Annotated in this window: 18 protein-coding genes and 1 pseudogene; 6 read left to right on the top strand and 13 right to left on the bottom strand. The window is 71.4% G+C overall.

Annotation, left to right across the window (positions count from 1 at the left end):
* Positions 1–20 precede the first annotated feature (20 nt).
* The 9 genes from ACGFY5_RS09830 to ACGFY5_RS09790 all read right to left on the bottom strand — a co-directional run bounded on the left by ACGFY5_RS09830 (position 21) and on the right by ACGFY5_RS09790 (position 8,241).
* Positions 21–587, bottom strand: coding sequence for a GAF domain-containing protein (locus ACGFY5_RS09830; protein WP_392719196.1), 567 nt, complete (start codon positions 585–587; stop codon positions 21–23).
* A complete protein-coding gene (locus ACGFY5_RS09825; protein ID WP_392719195.1) occupies positions 577–1,191 on the bottom strand; it encodes an ATP/GTP-binding protein in 615 nt (204 codons plus the stop codon). The genes ACGFY5_RS09830 and ACGFY5_RS09825 overlap by 11 nt, the downstream gene beginning before the upstream one ends.
* Complete coding sequence (locus ACGFY5_RS09820; RefSeq protein WP_392719194.1) at positions 1,172–1,555, bottom strand: DUF742 domain-containing protein; 384 nt, start codon at positions 1,553–1,555, stop codon at positions 1,172–1,174. Before ACGFY5_RS09820 ends, ACGFY5_RS09825 begins: the two co-directional genes overlap by 20 nt.
* On the bottom strand, positions 1,539–1,973 hold the full coding sequence (locus ACGFY5_RS09815; RefSeq protein WP_392719193.1) for a roadblock/LC7 domain-containing protein: 435 nt from the start codon (positions 1,971–1,973) through the stop codon (positions 1,539–1,541). Before ACGFY5_RS09815 ends, ACGFY5_RS09820 begins: the two co-directional genes overlap by 17 nt.
* Before the next feature lie 42 nt (positions 1,974–2,015).
* Complete coding sequence (locus ACGFY5_RS09810; RefSeq protein WP_392719192.1) at positions 2,016–4,037, bottom strand: ATP-binding protein; 2,022 nt, start codon at positions 4,035–4,037, stop codon at positions 2,016–2,018.
* Complete coding sequence (locus ACGFY5_RS09805) at positions 4,030–5,526, bottom strand: hypothetical protein (protein WP_392719191.1); 1,497 nt, start codon at positions 5,524–5,526, stop codon at positions 4,030–4,032. Before ACGFY5_RS09805 ends, ACGFY5_RS09810 begins: the two co-directional genes overlap by 8 nt.
* Positions 5,527–5,827: 301 nt before the next feature.
* Positions 5,828–6,244 (bottom strand): hypothetical protein, encoded by a 417-nt coding sequence (locus ACGFY5_RS09800; protein WP_392719190.1) that lies wholly within the window; start codon positions 6,242–6,244, stop codon positions 5,828–5,830.
* Positions 6,245–6,403: 159 nt separating this feature from the next.
* Positions 6,404–7,264: an ABC transporter permease gene (locus tag ACGFY5_RS09795; RefSeq protein ID WP_392719189.1), complete on the bottom strand. Its 861-nt coding sequence runs from the start codon at positions 7,262–7,264 to the stop codon at positions 6,404–6,406.
* Positions 7,261–8,241, bottom strand: coding sequence for an ATP-binding cassette domain-containing protein (locus ACGFY5_RS09790; protein ID WP_392719188.1), 981 nt, complete (start codon positions 8,239–8,241; stop codon positions 7,261–7,263). Before ACGFY5_RS09790 ends, ACGFY5_RS09795 begins: the two co-directional genes overlap by 4 nt.
* A gap of 70 nt (positions 8,242–8,311) precedes the next feature.
* On the opposite strand from ACGFY5_RS09790, the gene ACGFY5_RS09785 reads away from it, so the two are divergent.
* Both ACGFY5_RS09785 and ACGFY5_RS09780 read left to right on the top strand, forming a co-directional pair.
* Positions 8,312–8,938, top strand: coding sequence for a TetR/AcrR family transcriptional regulator (locus tag ACGFY5_RS09785; protein WP_392719187.1), 627 nt, complete (start codon positions 8,312–8,314; stop codon positions 8,936–8,938).
* Between the two features lie 63 nt (positions 8,939–9,001).
* Positions 9,002–11,281 (top strand): putative bifunctional diguanylate cyclase/phosphodiesterase, encoded by a 2,280-nt coding sequence (locus ACGFY5_RS09780; protein WP_392719186.1) that lies wholly within the window; start codon positions 9,002–9,004, stop codon positions 11,279–11,281.
* Here the strand turns inward: ACGFY5_RS09780 and ACGFY5_RS09775 are convergent.
* Positions 11,232–11,345: pseudogene (locus ACGFY5_RS09775) on the bottom strand (catechol 2,3-dioxygenase); the annotation flags it as partial. The gene ACGFY5_RS09780 and the pseudogene ACGFY5_RS09775 overlap by 50 nt on opposite strands.
* A gap of 152 nt (positions 11,346–11,497) precedes the next feature.
* Here ACGFY5_RS09775 and ACGFY5_RS09770 point away from each other — a divergent pair.
* Complete coding sequence (locus tag ACGFY5_RS09770) at positions 11,498–12,151, top strand: GntR family transcriptional regulator (protein ID WP_392719185.1); 654 nt, start codon at positions 11,498–11,500, stop codon at positions 12,149–12,151.
* Here ACGFY5_RS09770 and ACGFY5_RS09765 read toward each other — a convergent pair.
* Positions 12,148–12,420, bottom strand: coding sequence for a hypothetical protein (locus ACGFY5_RS09765; protein ID WP_392719184.1), 273 nt, complete (start codon positions 12,418–12,420; stop codon positions 12,148–12,150). The genes ACGFY5_RS09770 and ACGFY5_RS09765 overlap by 4 nt on opposite strands.
* Before the next feature lie 106 nt (positions 12,421–12,526).
* Here ACGFY5_RS09765 and def point away from each other — a divergent pair, with 106 nt between their 5' ends.
* A complete protein-coding gene (def, locus tag ACGFY5_RS09760) occupies positions 12,527–13,135 on the top strand; it encodes a peptide deformylase (RefSeq protein ID WP_392719183.1) in 609 nt (202 codons plus the stop codon).
* Here def and ACGFY5_RS09755 read toward each other — a convergent pair.
* Both ACGFY5_RS09755 and ACGFY5_RS09750 read right to left on the bottom strand, forming a co-directional pair.
* The gene (locus ACGFY5_RS09755) at positions 13,132–13,800 is read right to left on the bottom strand and encodes a peptidyl-tRNA hydrolase (RefSeq protein WP_392720452.1); all 669 of its coding nucleotides are present in this window, start codon (positions 13,798–13,800) and stop codon (positions 13,132–13,134) included. The two genes, def and ACGFY5_RS09755, sit on opposite strands and share 4 nt — an antisense overlap.
* Entirely contained in the window at positions 13,791–14,810 is a 1,020-nt protein-coding gene (locus ACGFY5_RS09750) for a DNA topoisomerase IB (RefSeq protein WP_392719182.1), read from the bottom strand. The genes ACGFY5_RS09755 and ACGFY5_RS09750 overlap by 10 nt, the downstream gene beginning before the upstream one ends.
* A 78-nt stretch (positions 14,811–14,888) precedes the next feature.
* On the opposite strand from ACGFY5_RS09750, the gene ACGFY5_RS09745 reads away from it, so the two are divergent.
* Together ACGFY5_RS09745 and ACGFY5_RS09740 are read left to right on the top strand one after the other, a co-directional pair.
* Positions 14,889–15,242, top strand: a complete 354-nt coding sequence (locus ACGFY5_RS09745; protein ID WP_392719181.1) for a metalloregulator ArsR/SmtB family transcription factor — start codon at positions 14,889–14,891, stop codon at positions 15,240–15,242.
* A 1-nt stretch (position 15,243) separates the two neighbouring features.
* Positions 15,244–15,717, top strand: coding sequence for an SRPBCC domain-containing protein (locus ACGFY5_RS09740; RefSeq protein WP_392719180.1), 474 nt, complete (start codon positions 15,244–15,246; stop codon positions 15,715–15,717).
* The last annotated feature ends 20 nt before the right edge of the window (positions 15,718–15,737 follow it).

Raw genomic sequence — 15,737 nt, 5'->3', positions numbered from 1 at the left:
TGAGGCCCGGACCCACCACTTCAGCGACCGATGTCCCAGATGCGGGACTCGATCTGGGCGACGGTGTCCTTGATCAGCTTCAGCCCGGCCCGCCCCCACGCCCGCCGCTCGGTGTCGACGATGCACGCCGTACCCAGCACGATCCCCGTCCGCGGATCGTGCACCACGTCCCCGAGGTACGACCGGATCCCGATCAGGTCGACCACCTCGTTCGACTCGAACCGCGGGTGCGCGCACACGTCGTCGAGAACGAGGGCTTTTCCGCGGCCGACCACCTCCGGGCAGTAACCGTGCTGCAGGTCCATCACCCGGGAGACCCCGTCGCCGTCCGACGACGGCACCAGCTCCGCCGGGACGTGCAGCCCGGCGAAGAACTGGTGCCGGTCGGTCCGGAAGTTCACCATCGCGTACGGCGCGTAGTCGATCCCGGCCAGGCTCGCACCGTCCGCGGCCAGCTTCGCCGCGAGCTCGTCGAACCCCTCGTCGGGGGTGTCGTAGAGCCCCAGCTCCCGCAGCCGGGCGACGCGCTGCGGCGCGTTGGCGTCCTCGCGGGGCAGATCCAATCCGGTCTCGTCGTCAAACGGCATCAGATACTCCATTCACGGTGGCGGCGACGCGCAGCGAGTGCCGCACGACCGCGATCAGCACATCGGTCACCGAGCGGGCCAGTCGGGCGTCGCAGTGGACGACCGGCACATCCGCACGCAGCGCCAGCGCCTCGGTGATCTCGTCCGGCGTGTAGCGGTACGCGCCGTCGAATTCGTTGACCGCGACGACGAACGGCAGGTCGCGGGAGAGGAAGTACTCGACGGCCGGGAAACTGTCGGCCAGCCGCCGCGTGTCGATCAGGACGATGGCGCCGACCGCCCCCAGCGCCAACTCGTCCCACATGAACCAGAAACGGTCCTGGCCGGGCGTCCCCCAGAGGTAGAGCTTGAGCTGCTGGGCGGGGAACGAGATCCGGCCGAAGTCCATCGCGACGGTCGTGGTGGTCTTGCCCTCGATCCCTTCGAGGCGGTCGAGGGCGGCGCTGGCCGTGGTGATCAGGGCCTCGGTGGTCACGGGCGTGATCTCGCTGACGGCTTTGATCAGCGTCGTCTTGCCGACGCCGAACCCACCGGCCACCAACACCTTGAGCGGGACGAACGGAAACGACTCGTCCGGGTCGGACTCAGAGATTTTCGAGACCATCGAGCAGCTTCTCCAGGAGGCGTTCGGAAGTGTGTCCACCGGCAGCGGCCACGGGTGTCCGCAGGCGGACGGCACCCAGCCCGATGAGGTCGGAAATCAGGATCTTGGTGACCTGGACCGGCCGGCGCAGCGCCGCCGCGATCTCCGCGACCGTCCGGGGTTCCCGGGCGCAGGCGTGCACCGCGTAGAGCTGGTCGGGGTCCAGGTGGTGCTCCGGCACCGACCCGGTGGCCCGGACCAGCGCCATCAGGTCGACCGGCACGCTCGGGGTGGTGCGTCCCCCGGTCACGGCGTAGGGGCGCACCGCCTCCGTGTCGTCGTCCTCGACCCACGGCCGAGGACGCCCCTCACCCGGCGAAGTCATCGATGCGGTGGCTGCCGATGCGGGACGCGGTGGCGAAGTAGTCGCCGACGCGGCGCGCGAGCAGGGTCATCTCGTAGCCGACGATGCCCGCGTCGGCGTGCGGAGCGGCCAGCACCGCGAGCAGGGTGTTGCGGCCGGCCGCGGCGACGAAGAACAGCAGGTTGTCCAGCTCGGCGACGACCTGCCGGACGACGCCGCCCTCGAAGTGGGCGCCGATGCCGAGCGCGAGGCTGTGGAACCCGGACGTGATCGCGGCCAGCCGCTCGTTGTCCGCCATCGACATGCCGGTGTTGGCGTACGTGGAGATCCCGTCGACGCTCACGGCGATCGCCGTGCGCACGTCCGGGGTGTCGCGGGTGAACTCGTCCAGGAGCCAGGTGAGGTTCGCAGGAGCAGGGGTGGAATACATCTCGGTCATCGCGGAGAACTCTCTTCGAGGGGTGACGAACTCAGCCGGCGGTCAGTTGCCCGTCGGCGGTTCCTCGGTGTCTGCCCGTTCGCGTCCGCGCTGGTAGGACGCGAACAGGCCGGGGTTGTGCGCGCCGGGCTCCGGACCCTCGGCGCGCGCGGGGTTGGTGCCGCGTAGTTCGGGGGCCATGTGCTGGCCGTCGCGCCGCGGGAGCGGCGGGCGCGACGGGTCGGGGTTGCGCTCGGCCGGTGGGTTCACCGCGGCGGTGCCGCGGGGGGCCGTCGGGCGTCCGCGGTCGACATCGCCGAACGCCACGCGTCCCAGCTCCGACAGGCGCTGCCGGTCGGCCTCGGAGAGTCCGATCCCGCCGGTGTTCTCCCGCTCCGGCCGCGGCGCGGCCGTCTCCGCCGGGTTCTGCCCGGTGGGCACGAACGGACTCAACCACGATCCCGACGTCGACGAGCCGCCCGATGTGGGCGCCGGCGACGTCGGCGCTGCGGTCGGGCCGGTCGCGTACCGCCCTGGCGCGGCCGTGATGGCCTCGCGTTGGGCGGCCGCGGGCTCGCCGGACGCGGGCGCCGCGGAGGCGGCCGAGCGCAGGCCCGGCGCGGTGGCGCCGGATGACAGCCGCTCGGGCGCGGAGGGGGCGGCAGCTACTGCCACCGGGGCCGGTGGGAGGGCGGAGGGACCCAGGTCCTGGCGGCGGAGAGGTTCTTCGGCCAGGAGTTTCGCGGGGAGCACGACCAGGGCGCGGTTGCCGCCGCGCTCGTTGCGCTCGAGCCGCACGCGGATCGAGTACCGACGCGCGATCGCGGCCACGACGATCAGCCCGATCCGCCCGTCCTTGAGCTGCTCCCCGACGTCGAGCGCCTCGGGCGTCGTGAGCAGTTGGTTCATCCGCTGCCGCACCTCCGCGGGCATGACCAGCCCGAGATCGTCGATCTCGATCGACAGACCGTCGGGCACCAGATCAACCTGCACCTGCACCCGCGAATCCGGCGGCGAGAACACCGTCGCGTTCTCGATCAGCTCCGCGATCAGGTGGATGACCTCGGTCACCGCGTGACCGGTCACCATCCCCTGCACCGGCCGCAGCACCTTCACCCGGCCGTAGTGCTCGATCTCAGCGATCGCCTGCCGCAGCACCGTGTACACGGGAACCGGTTTGCGGATCTGCCGCGCGGTCGCCCCACCGAGCACCGCGATGCTCTCGGCCTGCCGCCGGGCCCGCGTCACCAGGTGGTCGAGCTGGAACAGCGCGTTGAGCATGTCCGGATCCTCGACCTGGTTCTCCAGCGCGTCGAGTTCCTTGATCGCGCGGTGGATCAGCGGCTGCAGCCGCCGCGCGAGCGTGATCAGCACGCCGACCGGCTGGTGGCTCGCGGTCAGCGTCGCGACGCCGAACGAGGCGTTGAGCAGCTGCTGCACGCCGACCTGCAGCTCCGCCAGCGACGCCGGCCAGCCCTCGACCGACACCGCCGGGGGTCCGGCGTCGGGCGTCTGCCCGTCGCGGATCGCGTCGGCGACCCGCACCAGCTCGCGCACCGACTCCGTGAGCGCCGCGTTGACCTGCGCGACGGCGGCCGCCGTGGCGCGCTGGTGCTCCTCCATCGCGGTGCGGTGGGTGTTGTCGCGCCACTGCGCCTCCCACGCCGCACGCTCGGCGGTGGCGCGGGCGGCGCGCTCGGCCGCGAGCTGGGCGCCGATCGGTCGCACCGCGGCGTTGACGCCGAGCAGCGCTCCGAGCAGCACCAGGAGCCACCCGGCGGCCGCGCCGACCGCGACCCAGATCGACGGCTCGAACACCGCGGTGGTGACCGCGGCGCCCGCCCCGATCAGCGCGACGACGACCAGCGCGAGCACGACCGTCCACCACAGCCGGGCCCGCAGCCCGGACGGCGAACTCGACGATTCGTGCACACCACCCGGCGGGTGCGGCTCCCGGGTCAGCCCTTCGCGGGGCTGCGTCTCACGCGCGAGAACATCCGCGCGGCGGGCTTCGGAGAACGTCGGTGCGTCCCCGGAGCTCGCGTCGGCCGTGGGCTCGCGGTGCGAGGAAGAGGGGTCATACATCGGAATCCAGCTTTCCGAGGAATGCCAGGACGCGATCGACCTGGCTCAGCGTCAGGAGGCGGCTGCGGGGCCGCAGCATGTCGGCGAGCCCGTACTCGCTCAGTTCACGGGCCCGCCGGGTCACCCAGGACCAGTCCAGGTCGAGGTGGTCGGCCAGCGCGCGCAACCGGACCCCGGTGGTGGCGCCGGTGGCCACGCTGCGCGCGCGGGCATGGTCGACGGCGTCTTCGTAGGTCCGCAACGCCGCCTTCCGGTCGGTGACGTCGACCTGGCAGACGTCAGGCGTACGCAACCAGTTGCCGACGACCGCCCGCTGGCCCGGAACCAGCAGGAATTCGTCGACCTGGCTGTACTCCGGCTCGGCGCAGACCCACGTCGGAACGCCGTAGGACTCGGTGAGCGCGATCGAGGCGAACAGCAGCAGCCGTTCGAAGGTGGGGCTGTCCTTCACCGCGGCCGCCGGGACGCAGTACGCGGCCACCGTCTCGCCCGTGGTGCGCCGCAGGCCCTCGCGCAGCACGTCGTGCCGGAAGAACAGCCGCGCGGCGGACTCCTCGCCGCGGCACTCCCGGTGCCAGAACGCCAGCGCGTCGCTTTCCTCGGGCATCCGGCGCACCGCGTGCCGGGCACAGTGCCGGGAACCGAGCCACATCGCACCGACCGACGACAACCCCGGCAGCGCCGCCCGCGCCACCGCGGTCAGCGGCCGGACGAGCTGGGTGTCCAGGTCGGCGGCTCCGACGCGCAGCGCCGCGTCGTCCGCGCAGAGCCCGTCGTCGAGGTTGGTCAGGGCCCAGGTCAAGCCGTAGGTGAGGTCGTCGAGGCGGTACGCGGCGGGGATCGGCAGCACGTCGACCGGCCGGTCGAGCGTCAGCTGCCGCCGGACGTGCGCGGCATCCATCGCGTACAGCCCGGTGCCGGCGGGGGCGCGTAGCGCGGCCAGTACCAGCGCCGGGCGCAGCGGCCGTACGAACGACCGCAGGTGCGGGTAGTCGTCGGGTCCGATCCCGACCAGCTCGTCGGTGAGGGCCGTGCCCTCGTAGGCCTGGACGGCGACCGACGTGCCGTCGAAGAGTCCCAGGCCGTCCATCCGCCAGGAACCGTCCACACCGGCGGCCGGGGACGTGGGGAACAGCAGTGAGTTGCCCCAGCGGGCATCCAGGGCGAGCGCGGCGGCCCGCTCGCTGAGCCCCAGCGGGCGCGGCAGGACGACGTCGTGCGCCGGGGCCGGGCGGAACAGCAGTTCGGTCTCGACGCCGAGCATCTCCTCGAGCACGACGCCGGCGAGGCTGCGAGGGTCGCGCTCGCCGGAGAGCCAGCGCTTGAACGTGGCCTGGGAGATGCTCATGGGTGCGGCGGCCGTGCGCTCGGCGACCCGGCGGGCGGCGTCGGCGAAGTGCATCTCGAACACCGGCCAGCTCGCCCAGCCGCGCTGGTCGAGCACGGCACGGAGCAGGGTGCGTTCAGCCATCGCCGGGATGCCCCCCACCGTGGAATTGTCCGGCACACGTCGTAGCGCGTCGTCGACTCATGAGCCCCTTCGAGGTCGCGACGGATCACAAGGGTGCGGAGAGGCGGCGGCACCCGGCGTGCCACCGACCACAGTGGAATATACGGGCGTCGCAGGGGTGCGCGTGCGCACTGCCCAGTAGCTCACGTCACATCATGAGGAAGATGTCACCCTGAGCGATCACGCCGCTGCGGAACGCGAAACAGCCTCCACGCGGCGGTGCGTGGAGGCTGTTTTTCGGGGGACGAGCAGGAACGAGTTTTTTCGGTCGTGGGGGGCGTCAGCGGCGCTGGGCCTCGCGCCAGGCGGCCTCGTCCGGATCCACCCGGGGCCCCCACCCCTGCTGCGGCGCCTGCGGGTACCCCTGCACGTGCCCCTGGTGATACCCCGGCTCCTGCCGGTACGCCTGGGCGGGTTCCTGGGCGTAGCCCTGGGGCTGCGGCGGGTACTGGGTGGGGTCGGCCGGCTGGGGTAGCACGCGGTTGGGCGACTGGGACCGGACCGAGCCGCCCGCGCGGGGGTTCGCGACCGGCGCCGCGCCGTCGTCGGAGCCGCCGAGCGCAACCGACATACACGCCACGATGACGCCGATGATAGCAATCGCCGCAGGAACGGCGATATTGTCCAACACGACGTAGCTGGCCCCCGCGAGCGCCAAGCTACCGATCAACAGGAGTGCCGCCTTCACCCATCGCATGCTGCGAAGAGTGCCCGTGACCAGCGGGAACGGAAACGTTCCTCACAGGACGCGGAGCGTACTCTGAACGTCCGTTTAACCCGCTCACAGATACCAACACCGAGCGCAACGGACTCTTGACCCAACGTGACAGCCGGGCCAGGAGTCACACGGGTCACACTATTCCGGCCGACTGAACTCCACGATCGCCACCGCCAGGAACGTCACCCCGAGCACGGCCACAACCAGCGCTTCCAGCCACCCGGGCACGTGCCACCCGCCCCACGTCACCCCCGGATCCAGGCGCGCGACCGCCGCCGCCGGCAGATCGAGGTGGTTGAACACGATCCGGCGCATCGGATCCACCGCATACGTCAACGGGTCGATCCGATTGAGCACCGTGAGCCACCGCGGCAGCCCCGACACCGGGAACAACGCCCCGGACAGGAAGAACAGCGGCATGATCAGCATCTGCGTCAACGCCATGAACGACTGCATCTGGCTCACCCGCGCCGCCATCATGACGCCGAACGCGGTGATCGTGAACGCCAACAGCAACTGACACGCGAACACGCCGACGAGAAGCGCGGCGTCGTAGGGCACGCCCACGAACCCCGCGAGCGCCAGGACGACCAGCCCCTGGAATCCGGCCACCGTGGCCCCACCGAGGCATTTGCCGAGCACGATCGCGCTGCGGCGCACCGGCGCGACGAGCATCTCGCGCAGGAACCCGAACTCCCGGTCCCAGACGATCGACGCGGCCGAGAACATCGCGGTGAACATCACCGACATCGCGAGGATGCCGGGGAAGATGAACGTCCGCAGATCGACGCCCTCGGTGCTGCCGCCGGTCAGCCGCGACAGGCCGCTCCCGAGCACGAACAGGAACAGCACGGGCTGGATCAGCGACGTCGCGATCCGCAGCCGGTCGGAGGAGAACCGGATCAGCTCGCGCTGCCAGACGATGCCGATCGCCCGCAGGTCCCCGCGCACCGACCGCCCGGGAACCCGCACACCCGCAGGTGCCAAAGTCGCCGTCACCGGGCCCTCCGCATCTGCACGAACGCGCTGTTGCGGAATTTCTCCGATGTACTGGCCTCGGCGTCACGGATCGTGGAGCCGGTGAACGAGAGGAAGACGTCGTCCAGGCTCGGCCGGGCGACGCTGACCGCGCGGATCGGTAACGGGAACTCCGCGAACAGGCGCGGCACGAAGTGCTCGCCCTCGCGGACCCCGAACGTGACAGCACCTTCCGACACCGCGCCCACCACCCCGAACGTGGACTCCAGCGCGGCGATCGTCGCGGCGTGGTCGTCGGTCTCGATCCGTACCCGGTCCTCGCCGACCCCGGCCTTGAGCGCGGCCGGGGTGTCGAGAGCGATCACGCGGCCGGAGTCCATGATCGCGATCCGGTCGCAGTACTCCGCCTCGTCCATGTAGTGGGTGGTGAGGAAGATCGTGATGTCCTCGGTGCTCTTGAGCTCGCGGATGTAGCTCCAGATCGAACTGCGCGGTTGCGGGTCGAGCCCGACGGTCGGCTCGTCGAGGAACAGCACCCGCGGTGAGTGCAGCAGCCCGCGGGCGATCTCCAGCCGGCGCTTCATGCCACCGGAGAACGTGCGCACCTTCGTGCTGCGCCGGTCCCACAGCCCGACCATCTCCAGCACCTCGCGCAGCCGGCCGTCGACGGCGTCCTTCGGGACGCCGTAGAGCGCCGCGTGCAGCCGCAGGTTGCGCTCGGCGGTCAGGTAGCCGTCCAGCGTCGGATCCTGGAAGACCAGCCCGATGCGACGCCGCACCGCGTCGCGCTCGGTCGCGACGTCGAACCCCGCGACCCGGGCGGTGCCTCCGGTCGGGCGCACGAGCGTGCAGAGCATGCTGATCGTCGTCGACTTGCCGGCGCCGTTCGGGCCGAGGAACCCGAAGATCTCGCCGCCGTGCACGGTCAGGTCGATGCCGCGGACGGCCTCGAACTCGCCGTACCGCTTCTCCAGGCCGACCGCTTCCACTGCGTGCATGGCACTCCTCCGTAAATTTACACCGAGTGTAAACTTCTACCAGGTGAAGTCAAGCGGTACGCTGACACCCGTGACCGGGCTCCGCGAGCGGAAGAAGCAGCAGGCGCGCGAGGACATCGCCGCGGCCGCCGCCCGCCTGTTCGCTGAACGGGGCTTCGACGCGGTCACCGTCGAGGAGGTCGCCGAGGCGGCCGGCGTCTCGAAGAAGACGGTGTTCAACTACTTCCCCGCCAAGGAGGACCTGGTCTTCAGCCGGTTCGACGAGCGCGAGAGCGGCCTGATCGCCGCGGTGCGTGACCGGCCGCCCGGCACCAGCGTCCTCGAGTCGTTCCGCGCGGTGTCCCTGGCCTACTGCGACGAACTCGCGGCCACCCCGCCCGGCACCCAGCGGCGCAGCGCGGTCGCGCTGGTCGAGCAGTCGGCGGTGCTCGCCCGCCGCTGGCACCAGCTCCGCAACCACTACCTCGAGGTGCTCGCCGGGGAGTTGGCCACCGAGGCCGGCAGCGACCCCGACGACCCGCTGCCCGCCGCTGTCGCCGCCGCCCTGCTCGGCGCGGAACGCTCGATCAAACGCGCCGCCGGCCTGCGCGTACGCTCCGGCGTGCCGCCCGCCGACGTCGCGACCTGGCTGCGTCCCCAGGTCGTGCGCATCTACGACCGCCTCGCGGCCGGCCTCGCCGATTACCCATCGGGCTAGCGGTCAGGTCGTCCCGGTTCCTGCCGATCGGGAGAGCGAGTAGTCGGCGCGCACGGAGCGGCAGTGGGCGACACATCACGATCGGGCAGAACCGCAGGACGCGCCACCGGCGCGTTCCGCGTGCTGCACCTCGTCCTCGTCGTGAGCTTCGCCGTACTGGCCTGCGTCCCGCAGGTGGTCCACCGAACCCCGCTGACTGTCGCCACGCTGACCGTCGGTGCCTACATCGCGACGACGATCCTGATGGTGCTGGCCGCCGTTCGCGGAGGCGCGTCGCGGTGGCCGTGGACGTGGATCGCGATCGGCTTCGCGCTCTACACCTCGGGTTCGGTGTACTCCTGGGCGGTCACCTGGGGCGACGAGACGCTGCCGTTCCCCTCCTGGGCCGATCTCGGCTGGTTGTCGGTGTACCCGTTCCTCTACCTGGGCATCTATCAGTTCCTCCGGGTCGGCGTCGCGACCGGCGTCACACTGCTGGACGGTGCGGTGGCCGGGGCCGGCGGCGCCGCGGTGTTCTCCGCGGTGGTCGTCGACGCGTTGAGTGACGTCGAGCGGGTCGCCGGTTTCGCCGGGGTGGTCCTGCTGGCCTACCCGATCGCCGACGCGTTGATGGTCGGCACGCTGATCTCCGGGCTCGCCGTGGGCAGCTGGCGCGGGCGGCGGGACCTGACGGTGTTCACGTGCGGTATCGCGGTCCTCGCCGGGGCCGACACCGCCTACGTGCTCGACGGCGGGTACCAGCCGGGCTCCTACGTCGATCTCCTGTACGCGTTGTCGCTGGGCGTCCTCGGCGTCTCGAGCTGGATAGCGACTGATCCCGCCACCGGGTCCGGGCGCCCGGCGGCGATCCGGACCGGACACCTGGCGGGCGCCTGCGCGGGCGGGTCACTCGTCATCCTGCTGGTCGCCAGCCGCGCCCATCTCTCGATCCCCTCGGTGACGCTGGCCGGCGTGACGCTGCTGCTCGTCGTCGTCCGCTTCCGGATCTCGTTCCGCGAACTGACCGCGGCCGGCGAGGCCCGGCAGCGGGAGGCACGGCGCGACCCGCTCACCGGCCTGGCCAACCGGCGCGGCTTCGCCGATCATTTCGACGGACTGCGCGCCGCACCGCAGGAGCGCACCGTCGTCGGCCTGCTCCTCGACCTGGACCGGTTCAAGCAGGTCAACGACTCGTTCGGACACCAGGCCGGCGACGAACTGCTCCGGCAGGCCGCCGATCGCCTCCGCGAGGTCACCCGCGACGACGACCTCCTGGCCCGGCTCGGCGGCGACGAGTTCGTCATCGTCTGCGCGAGCCGCAACCTCGCCGACGACGCCATGGTCGGCCTCGCCGAACGCATCCGTGCGACGCTGCGCCGGCCGTTCGACATCGCGGGCGTCCCGATCGAGATCGACGTCAGCATCGGCATCGCCAGCGCGGACGGGAACAACGTCTCCGCGGACATGCTGCTGCGGCACGCGGACATCGCGATGTACTGCGCCAAGCGCGCCGGCGGCGGCCATGCGTTCTACCGCACGAACGACGACGAAGCCGCCCGCCGGCACCTGCAGCTGGCCCAGGACCTGCGCCGCGACATCACGGGACCGGCGATGGTGCTGCACTACCAGCCCAAGCTCGACCTGCACACCGACGCGGTGAGCGCGGTCGAGGCGCTGGTCCGCTGGCAGCACCCGGTGCACGGCCTGCTCTACCCGGACGCGTTCCTGCCGATCGCCGAGGAGATCGGAGCGATGCCGTCGCTGACGCTGAACGTGCTGACGCAGGCGATGGACCAGTGCGTGGCCTGGCGGCGGACGGACCTGAAACTCGCGATCGCGGTGAACGTGTCCGCCGCCGACCTGGAGTCACCCGGTTTCACCGACCTCGTCGTCGGCATTCTGCGGGAACGCGGGCTGCCCGCGAACGCGCTGACGCTCGAGATCACGGAGACCACGGCGATGGAGAACTCCGAACCGGCCCACGCCACCGTCCGCGAGCTGCACACGCTGGGCATCAAGGTGTCGATCGACGACTACGGCACCGACCACTCGACGCTCGCCCACCTGCACCGGCTGCTGGTCGCCGGCGAGCTGAAGCTGGACCGGCGGTTCGTCACCCACCTGGAGACCGAGGAACGCGCCTCGGCGATCGTCCGGTCGAGCATCCAGCTCGCGCACGCGCTGGGCATGGCCGTGGTCGCCGAGGGTGTCGAGAACGCCGGCGCGCTGGACAAGCTGCGCCAGTGGGGCTGCGACACCGCGCAGGGCTACTTCATCAGCCGCCCGCAGACCGCGGCCGACGTCACGACGTGGCTCACTCAGTCGGCGGAGTCCCGTCAGTATGGAATGACTCGATCGTCGTGAGCCCGCAGGCCTGACCCTTGGCCCGCTCGGCCGCCGTCCACGAGATCAGCTCCCACTCCGACGCCGCCGTCCCGTCGTCGCGCACGATCTGCGCCGGACGTTCGCGCCGCGGCCGGGGAAACGGTGGGCCTGGTTCTTCAGCGCGGGAGGGTGCCAGGAACGACCCGATAATGTTAACAATCTGGATGCCCCCGAATCAGACTCGGAGATCGATACGTGACGCTGCCTGACCCGGAACCGCTCGCGCCACCCGACGCCGACCGGGTGGCGGACGGCATCCGGAGCGCGATCCTCGCCGGGGAGCTCGTCGGCGATCAGCGGCTGGTCGAGGCCGAACTCTCCGACCGCTACGCGGCCAGCCGCGGCACCGTGCGCACCGCGCTGCTCATGCTCGCCCACGAGGGCCTGGTCGAACGCATCGCCAACCGCGGTGCCCGCGTCCGCGCGGTGAGCACCGCCGAGGCGATCGACATCACCGAGGTGCGAATGGTCGTCGAGGGCCTGTGCGCGGCCAAGGCCGCCGCGCGCGTCACCGACACCCAGATCGCCGAACTCCGCGAAATCGGCGAGGCGATGCGCACGTCCGTGGCGACCGGCGACGTCCTCACGTACTCCCAGCTCAACCAGCGGCTGCACGACCGTATCCGCCAGATCGCCGACCAGCCGGTGGCCGCGGACGTGCTCGCGCGGCTGCGCGCGCAGAACGTCCGCCACCAGTTCCGGCTGGCCCTGCGTCCCGGGCGTCCCCAGGTGTCGCTGCCGGAGCACCTCGCGATCATCGACGAGATCTGCGCCCGCAGCCCCGGCGGCGCGGAACGGGCGATCCGCCGCCACATCGAGAGCGTGATCGAGGCCCTGCGCGCGAGCTAGTCGCCCGCGACCTGATCGCTCACCCGTGCGCCCCGCACGGACTGCGCCGACGCGGCCGACGGACCGGGCTCCGGCTCGCGCTCGGACGGCGCCTCGGTCATGTCCGGGTCGCCCTGCGCCTGCTCGACGTGCGCCTCGCCGCTCTTCGTCCGCTCCGGATGGGTGTGGGTCTCGTGCAGCGCGCTGTCGTTCTCGGCGGCGCCGATGGCGGAGGCAACGTCGGCGCCACTGCGCTCGTGCGCTGCCGGGTCAGAGGGGGTCTGAGTCATGGAGAGGCTCGTACCCACTTCGCCGGGTGACCACCCCCACACCACGGAGCGTGAGTTCCGATGAGGTGAACGCGGGGGTTCACGACGGGGTCGGGATAATGCTGGGGTGCCGAATGAACTCGACATCGACGAATGGGCGGCCGAAGTCGGCCTGCCCGAGGGCCGGCCACGCCGGGTGACCGTGCACGGCAGCCCGGTGCTGCACCGGCCGTGCCAGGAGGTCACCGAATTCGACGACGGGCTGAAACAGCTCGTCGCCGACATGCTGGAAAGCATGGACGCCGCCGAAGGCGTGGGCCTGGCCGCGAACCAGATCGGCGTGGACGCCCGGGTGTTCGTCTACGACTGCCCGGACGACACCGGCTTCTACCACGTGGGAGCGATCGTCAACCCCGTGCTGCTCCCGCCCGCGGAGGGCGTCGAGGAGGACAAGGACGACGAGGGCTGCCTCTCGGTGCCGCTCGAGTTCTCCCCGCTCGCCAGACCCGCCACGGCGTCGGTGACCGGGCAGGACATCGAGGGCCGGCCGATCCGGCTGGACGGCACCGGGCTGTTCGCCCGATGCCTGCAGCACGAGACCGACCACCTCAACGGCATCCTCTACGTCGACAAGCTCGAACCGGACGCCCGCGAGGCCGTGCTCGCCGCGAACGCCGAGCGCATCGCGAACGAGGACATGCCGCCCTGGTCGGAGGGCAAGCCGCGGGAGAACTAGCCCGCGGATTTCCACGCGAACGCGGCGGTGGCGGAACCGGGGTCGACCTCGGTGAAGCCGGCGTCGTGCACCACCGGGCCGTCGGTGGCGGCCCACTGGGCCTTCGTCGCCGTGCGCACCGCGAGGGGAAAGCCGTCCGTGGCCCAGGCTTCGGCCACGGACGGCTCCAGCGACCAGAGCCCGAGCTGGGCCGCGTGGCCCGCCTGGGCCATGGCCTTGCCCGCGGTCATGGCGACGTCCGGCGACAGCAGCACGAGCGGGGTATTCGGCGTCGGCGATCCCGGCGCCGTCGGGTCGTCCAGCTCCGTGCCGCTCACCTGCAGCCGCGCGAGGTCCCGGGGCCACTCGTCGAGCGGGATCGGCGGATAGACCCGCACCTCCGCCGAACCCCGCGTCACCGTGATCCCCGGAAGGGCTTCCGCGCGCCGCCACTCCGCACCGCGGGCCCGGCGCACGACCTTGCGGATCCGGTTGCCCGCCCAGGCGTCGACCGCTTCCCGCCACTCCGGCTCGGACGTCGTCACCATCAGCAGCACCGCCCGCGCGGCGGCCTCCAGCGCGTCGGTGCGGGTGGGCGGCGAGGTCTTCTCGACGCGGACGACCAGCGGCAGCACTCGCTCGGGTTCCACGTCTCCCAGACTATTTGGGCCCCAGACTATTTCGATCCCAGTACGCGAAGCACGGCGGTTTCCACTGCGGGTTTCGCGGCCAGGACGTTCGGGTCGTCGTGGCCGAGGCGGTCGATCGTCGGCCGGATCGACCGGCCCTCTTCGTAGGCGGTGATGATTCGCGGGTCGACGTAGGACGCGCGCGCGACGGTGGGTGTGTTGCCGAGGTAGTCCGACACGTCCTCGATCGCGGCCCGCACCACCTTGTCGCGGGCCCGCTGGGCGTCCGGCGGGTCACCGGCCAGCGCGAGTTCGACGGCCATCAGCACTGTCGCGTGCCACGTGCGGAAGTCCTTCGCGGTGAGCGTGACCCCGGCATTCTCCCGCAGGTAGTCGTTGACGTCGTCGCTCTTGACGTCGTACCAGCGCCCGTGGCTGCGATAGGCGAGCAGGTCGTCCTCGTCCTTCTGGTGACGACGCAACGACATCACCACGCGGCGCACGGACTCGTCGCGCACCTCGATGCTGCGCTCGATGCCGCTCTTGGCCGGATACTGGAACTGGATCGCGCCGTTGTGCAGGGTGACGTGCTTCTTGCGGATCGTCGTCAGGCCGAAGCTGCCGTTCTCCGCCGCGTACACCTCACCGCCGATACGGAACAGGCCCAGCTCGAGCAGGCGCACGCCGGCCGCGAGCACCCGCTGCCGGTCGAGGTCGCGGTGGTCGAGGTGGCGAGCCACGGTGCGCCGTAGCTTCGGTAGCCGGCGCGCCACCTCGAGCACGCGGTCGTGCTTGGCCTCGTCGCGCTTCTCGCGCCAGACGTCGTGGTAGCGGTACTGGCGACGGCCGGCGTCGTCGGTGCCCACGGCCTGGATGTGGCCGTTCGCGTGGGGAGAGATCCAGACGTCACGCCAGGCCGGTGGGATCACCAGTGCCTTGATCCGGGCGACGTCCTCGGGTGCCAGCGACGCCCCCGACGCGTCGAGGTAGCGGAAGCCTTTGCCCGAGCGCCGGCGGGTGTAACCGGGGCTGGAGGGGTCGCTGCGCCGCAGCCGGACTGTCGCCATGCGCGGCCGAATACCCGGACAATCGACGCACAATCCGTAGCATCTTCCTTATATAAGCGGCGTGTTACGCTAGCGCTCGTGACGGTCTGGGAGGCACTGGCGGACCCGGTGCGCCGCGAGATCCTCACCGTGCTGCGGGACGGTGAGGCCACGGCCGGAGCGATCGCGGCGCGGTTCGCTATCAGCCGGCCGGCGGTCAGTCGGCACCTGCGGGTGCTGCGGGAGTCCGGGCTTGCCGACGCGGATGTTCGCGGGCAGGAGCGTGTCTACCGCCTGGCTGCGGGGCCACTCGCCGAGGTGGAGGCGTGGTTGCGGCGCGTCGCACCGCAACGGAGGCAGTCCCCGGCCGACAGGCTGGACGCGTTGGGAACGGAACTGCGCCGCGGGCGCACGAAACGGGAGGACACCGATGGTCACCGGTCCACAGGGTGAAGTGCGTCTGAACGACGACGGCACGGAGACGATCATGCTCCACCGGTCGTTTCCCGACCCCGTCGAGGACGTGTGGGCCGCGATCACCGAGTCCGACCGGCTCGCGCGGTGGATCGGCCGGTACGAGGGATCCGGCGGCACCGGCGGGACGGTGGAGTTCACTGTCACCGGTGAGCTGGACGCCGGGGGTGAGGAGGGCGAGCCCTCCACCGTCGAGATCGTGGAGTGCTCACCGCCGAACCGGTTGATCGTCGACATGCCGTCCTACGACGGCGGCACCTGGCACCTGGCGGTCACGCTCACCGGCCAGTCGAGCGGCACCACCCTGCTCTTCGAACAACGCCTCACCGCCGGCACCCCCGCCGACGACATCGAAGCGGGCTGGCGCTGGTACCTGGACCGCCTGGTCGCCACCCAGGCCGGCACCCCCCTGCCCGCCTGGGACGACTACGCCCCGTCCCCCGACGCAAGCTGACGCGCGGCCGCGCGGCGGCC

Origin of the sequence: Cryptosporangium sp. NPDC048952 (assembly GCF_043197895.1) — a bacterium.
GTDB lineage: Bacteria > Actinomycetota > Actinomycetes > Mycobacteriales > Cryptosporangiaceae > Cryptosporangium.
Note: the sequence above shows the minus strand (reverse complement) of the source record. Positions and strands in the feature narration are given on the sequence as shown.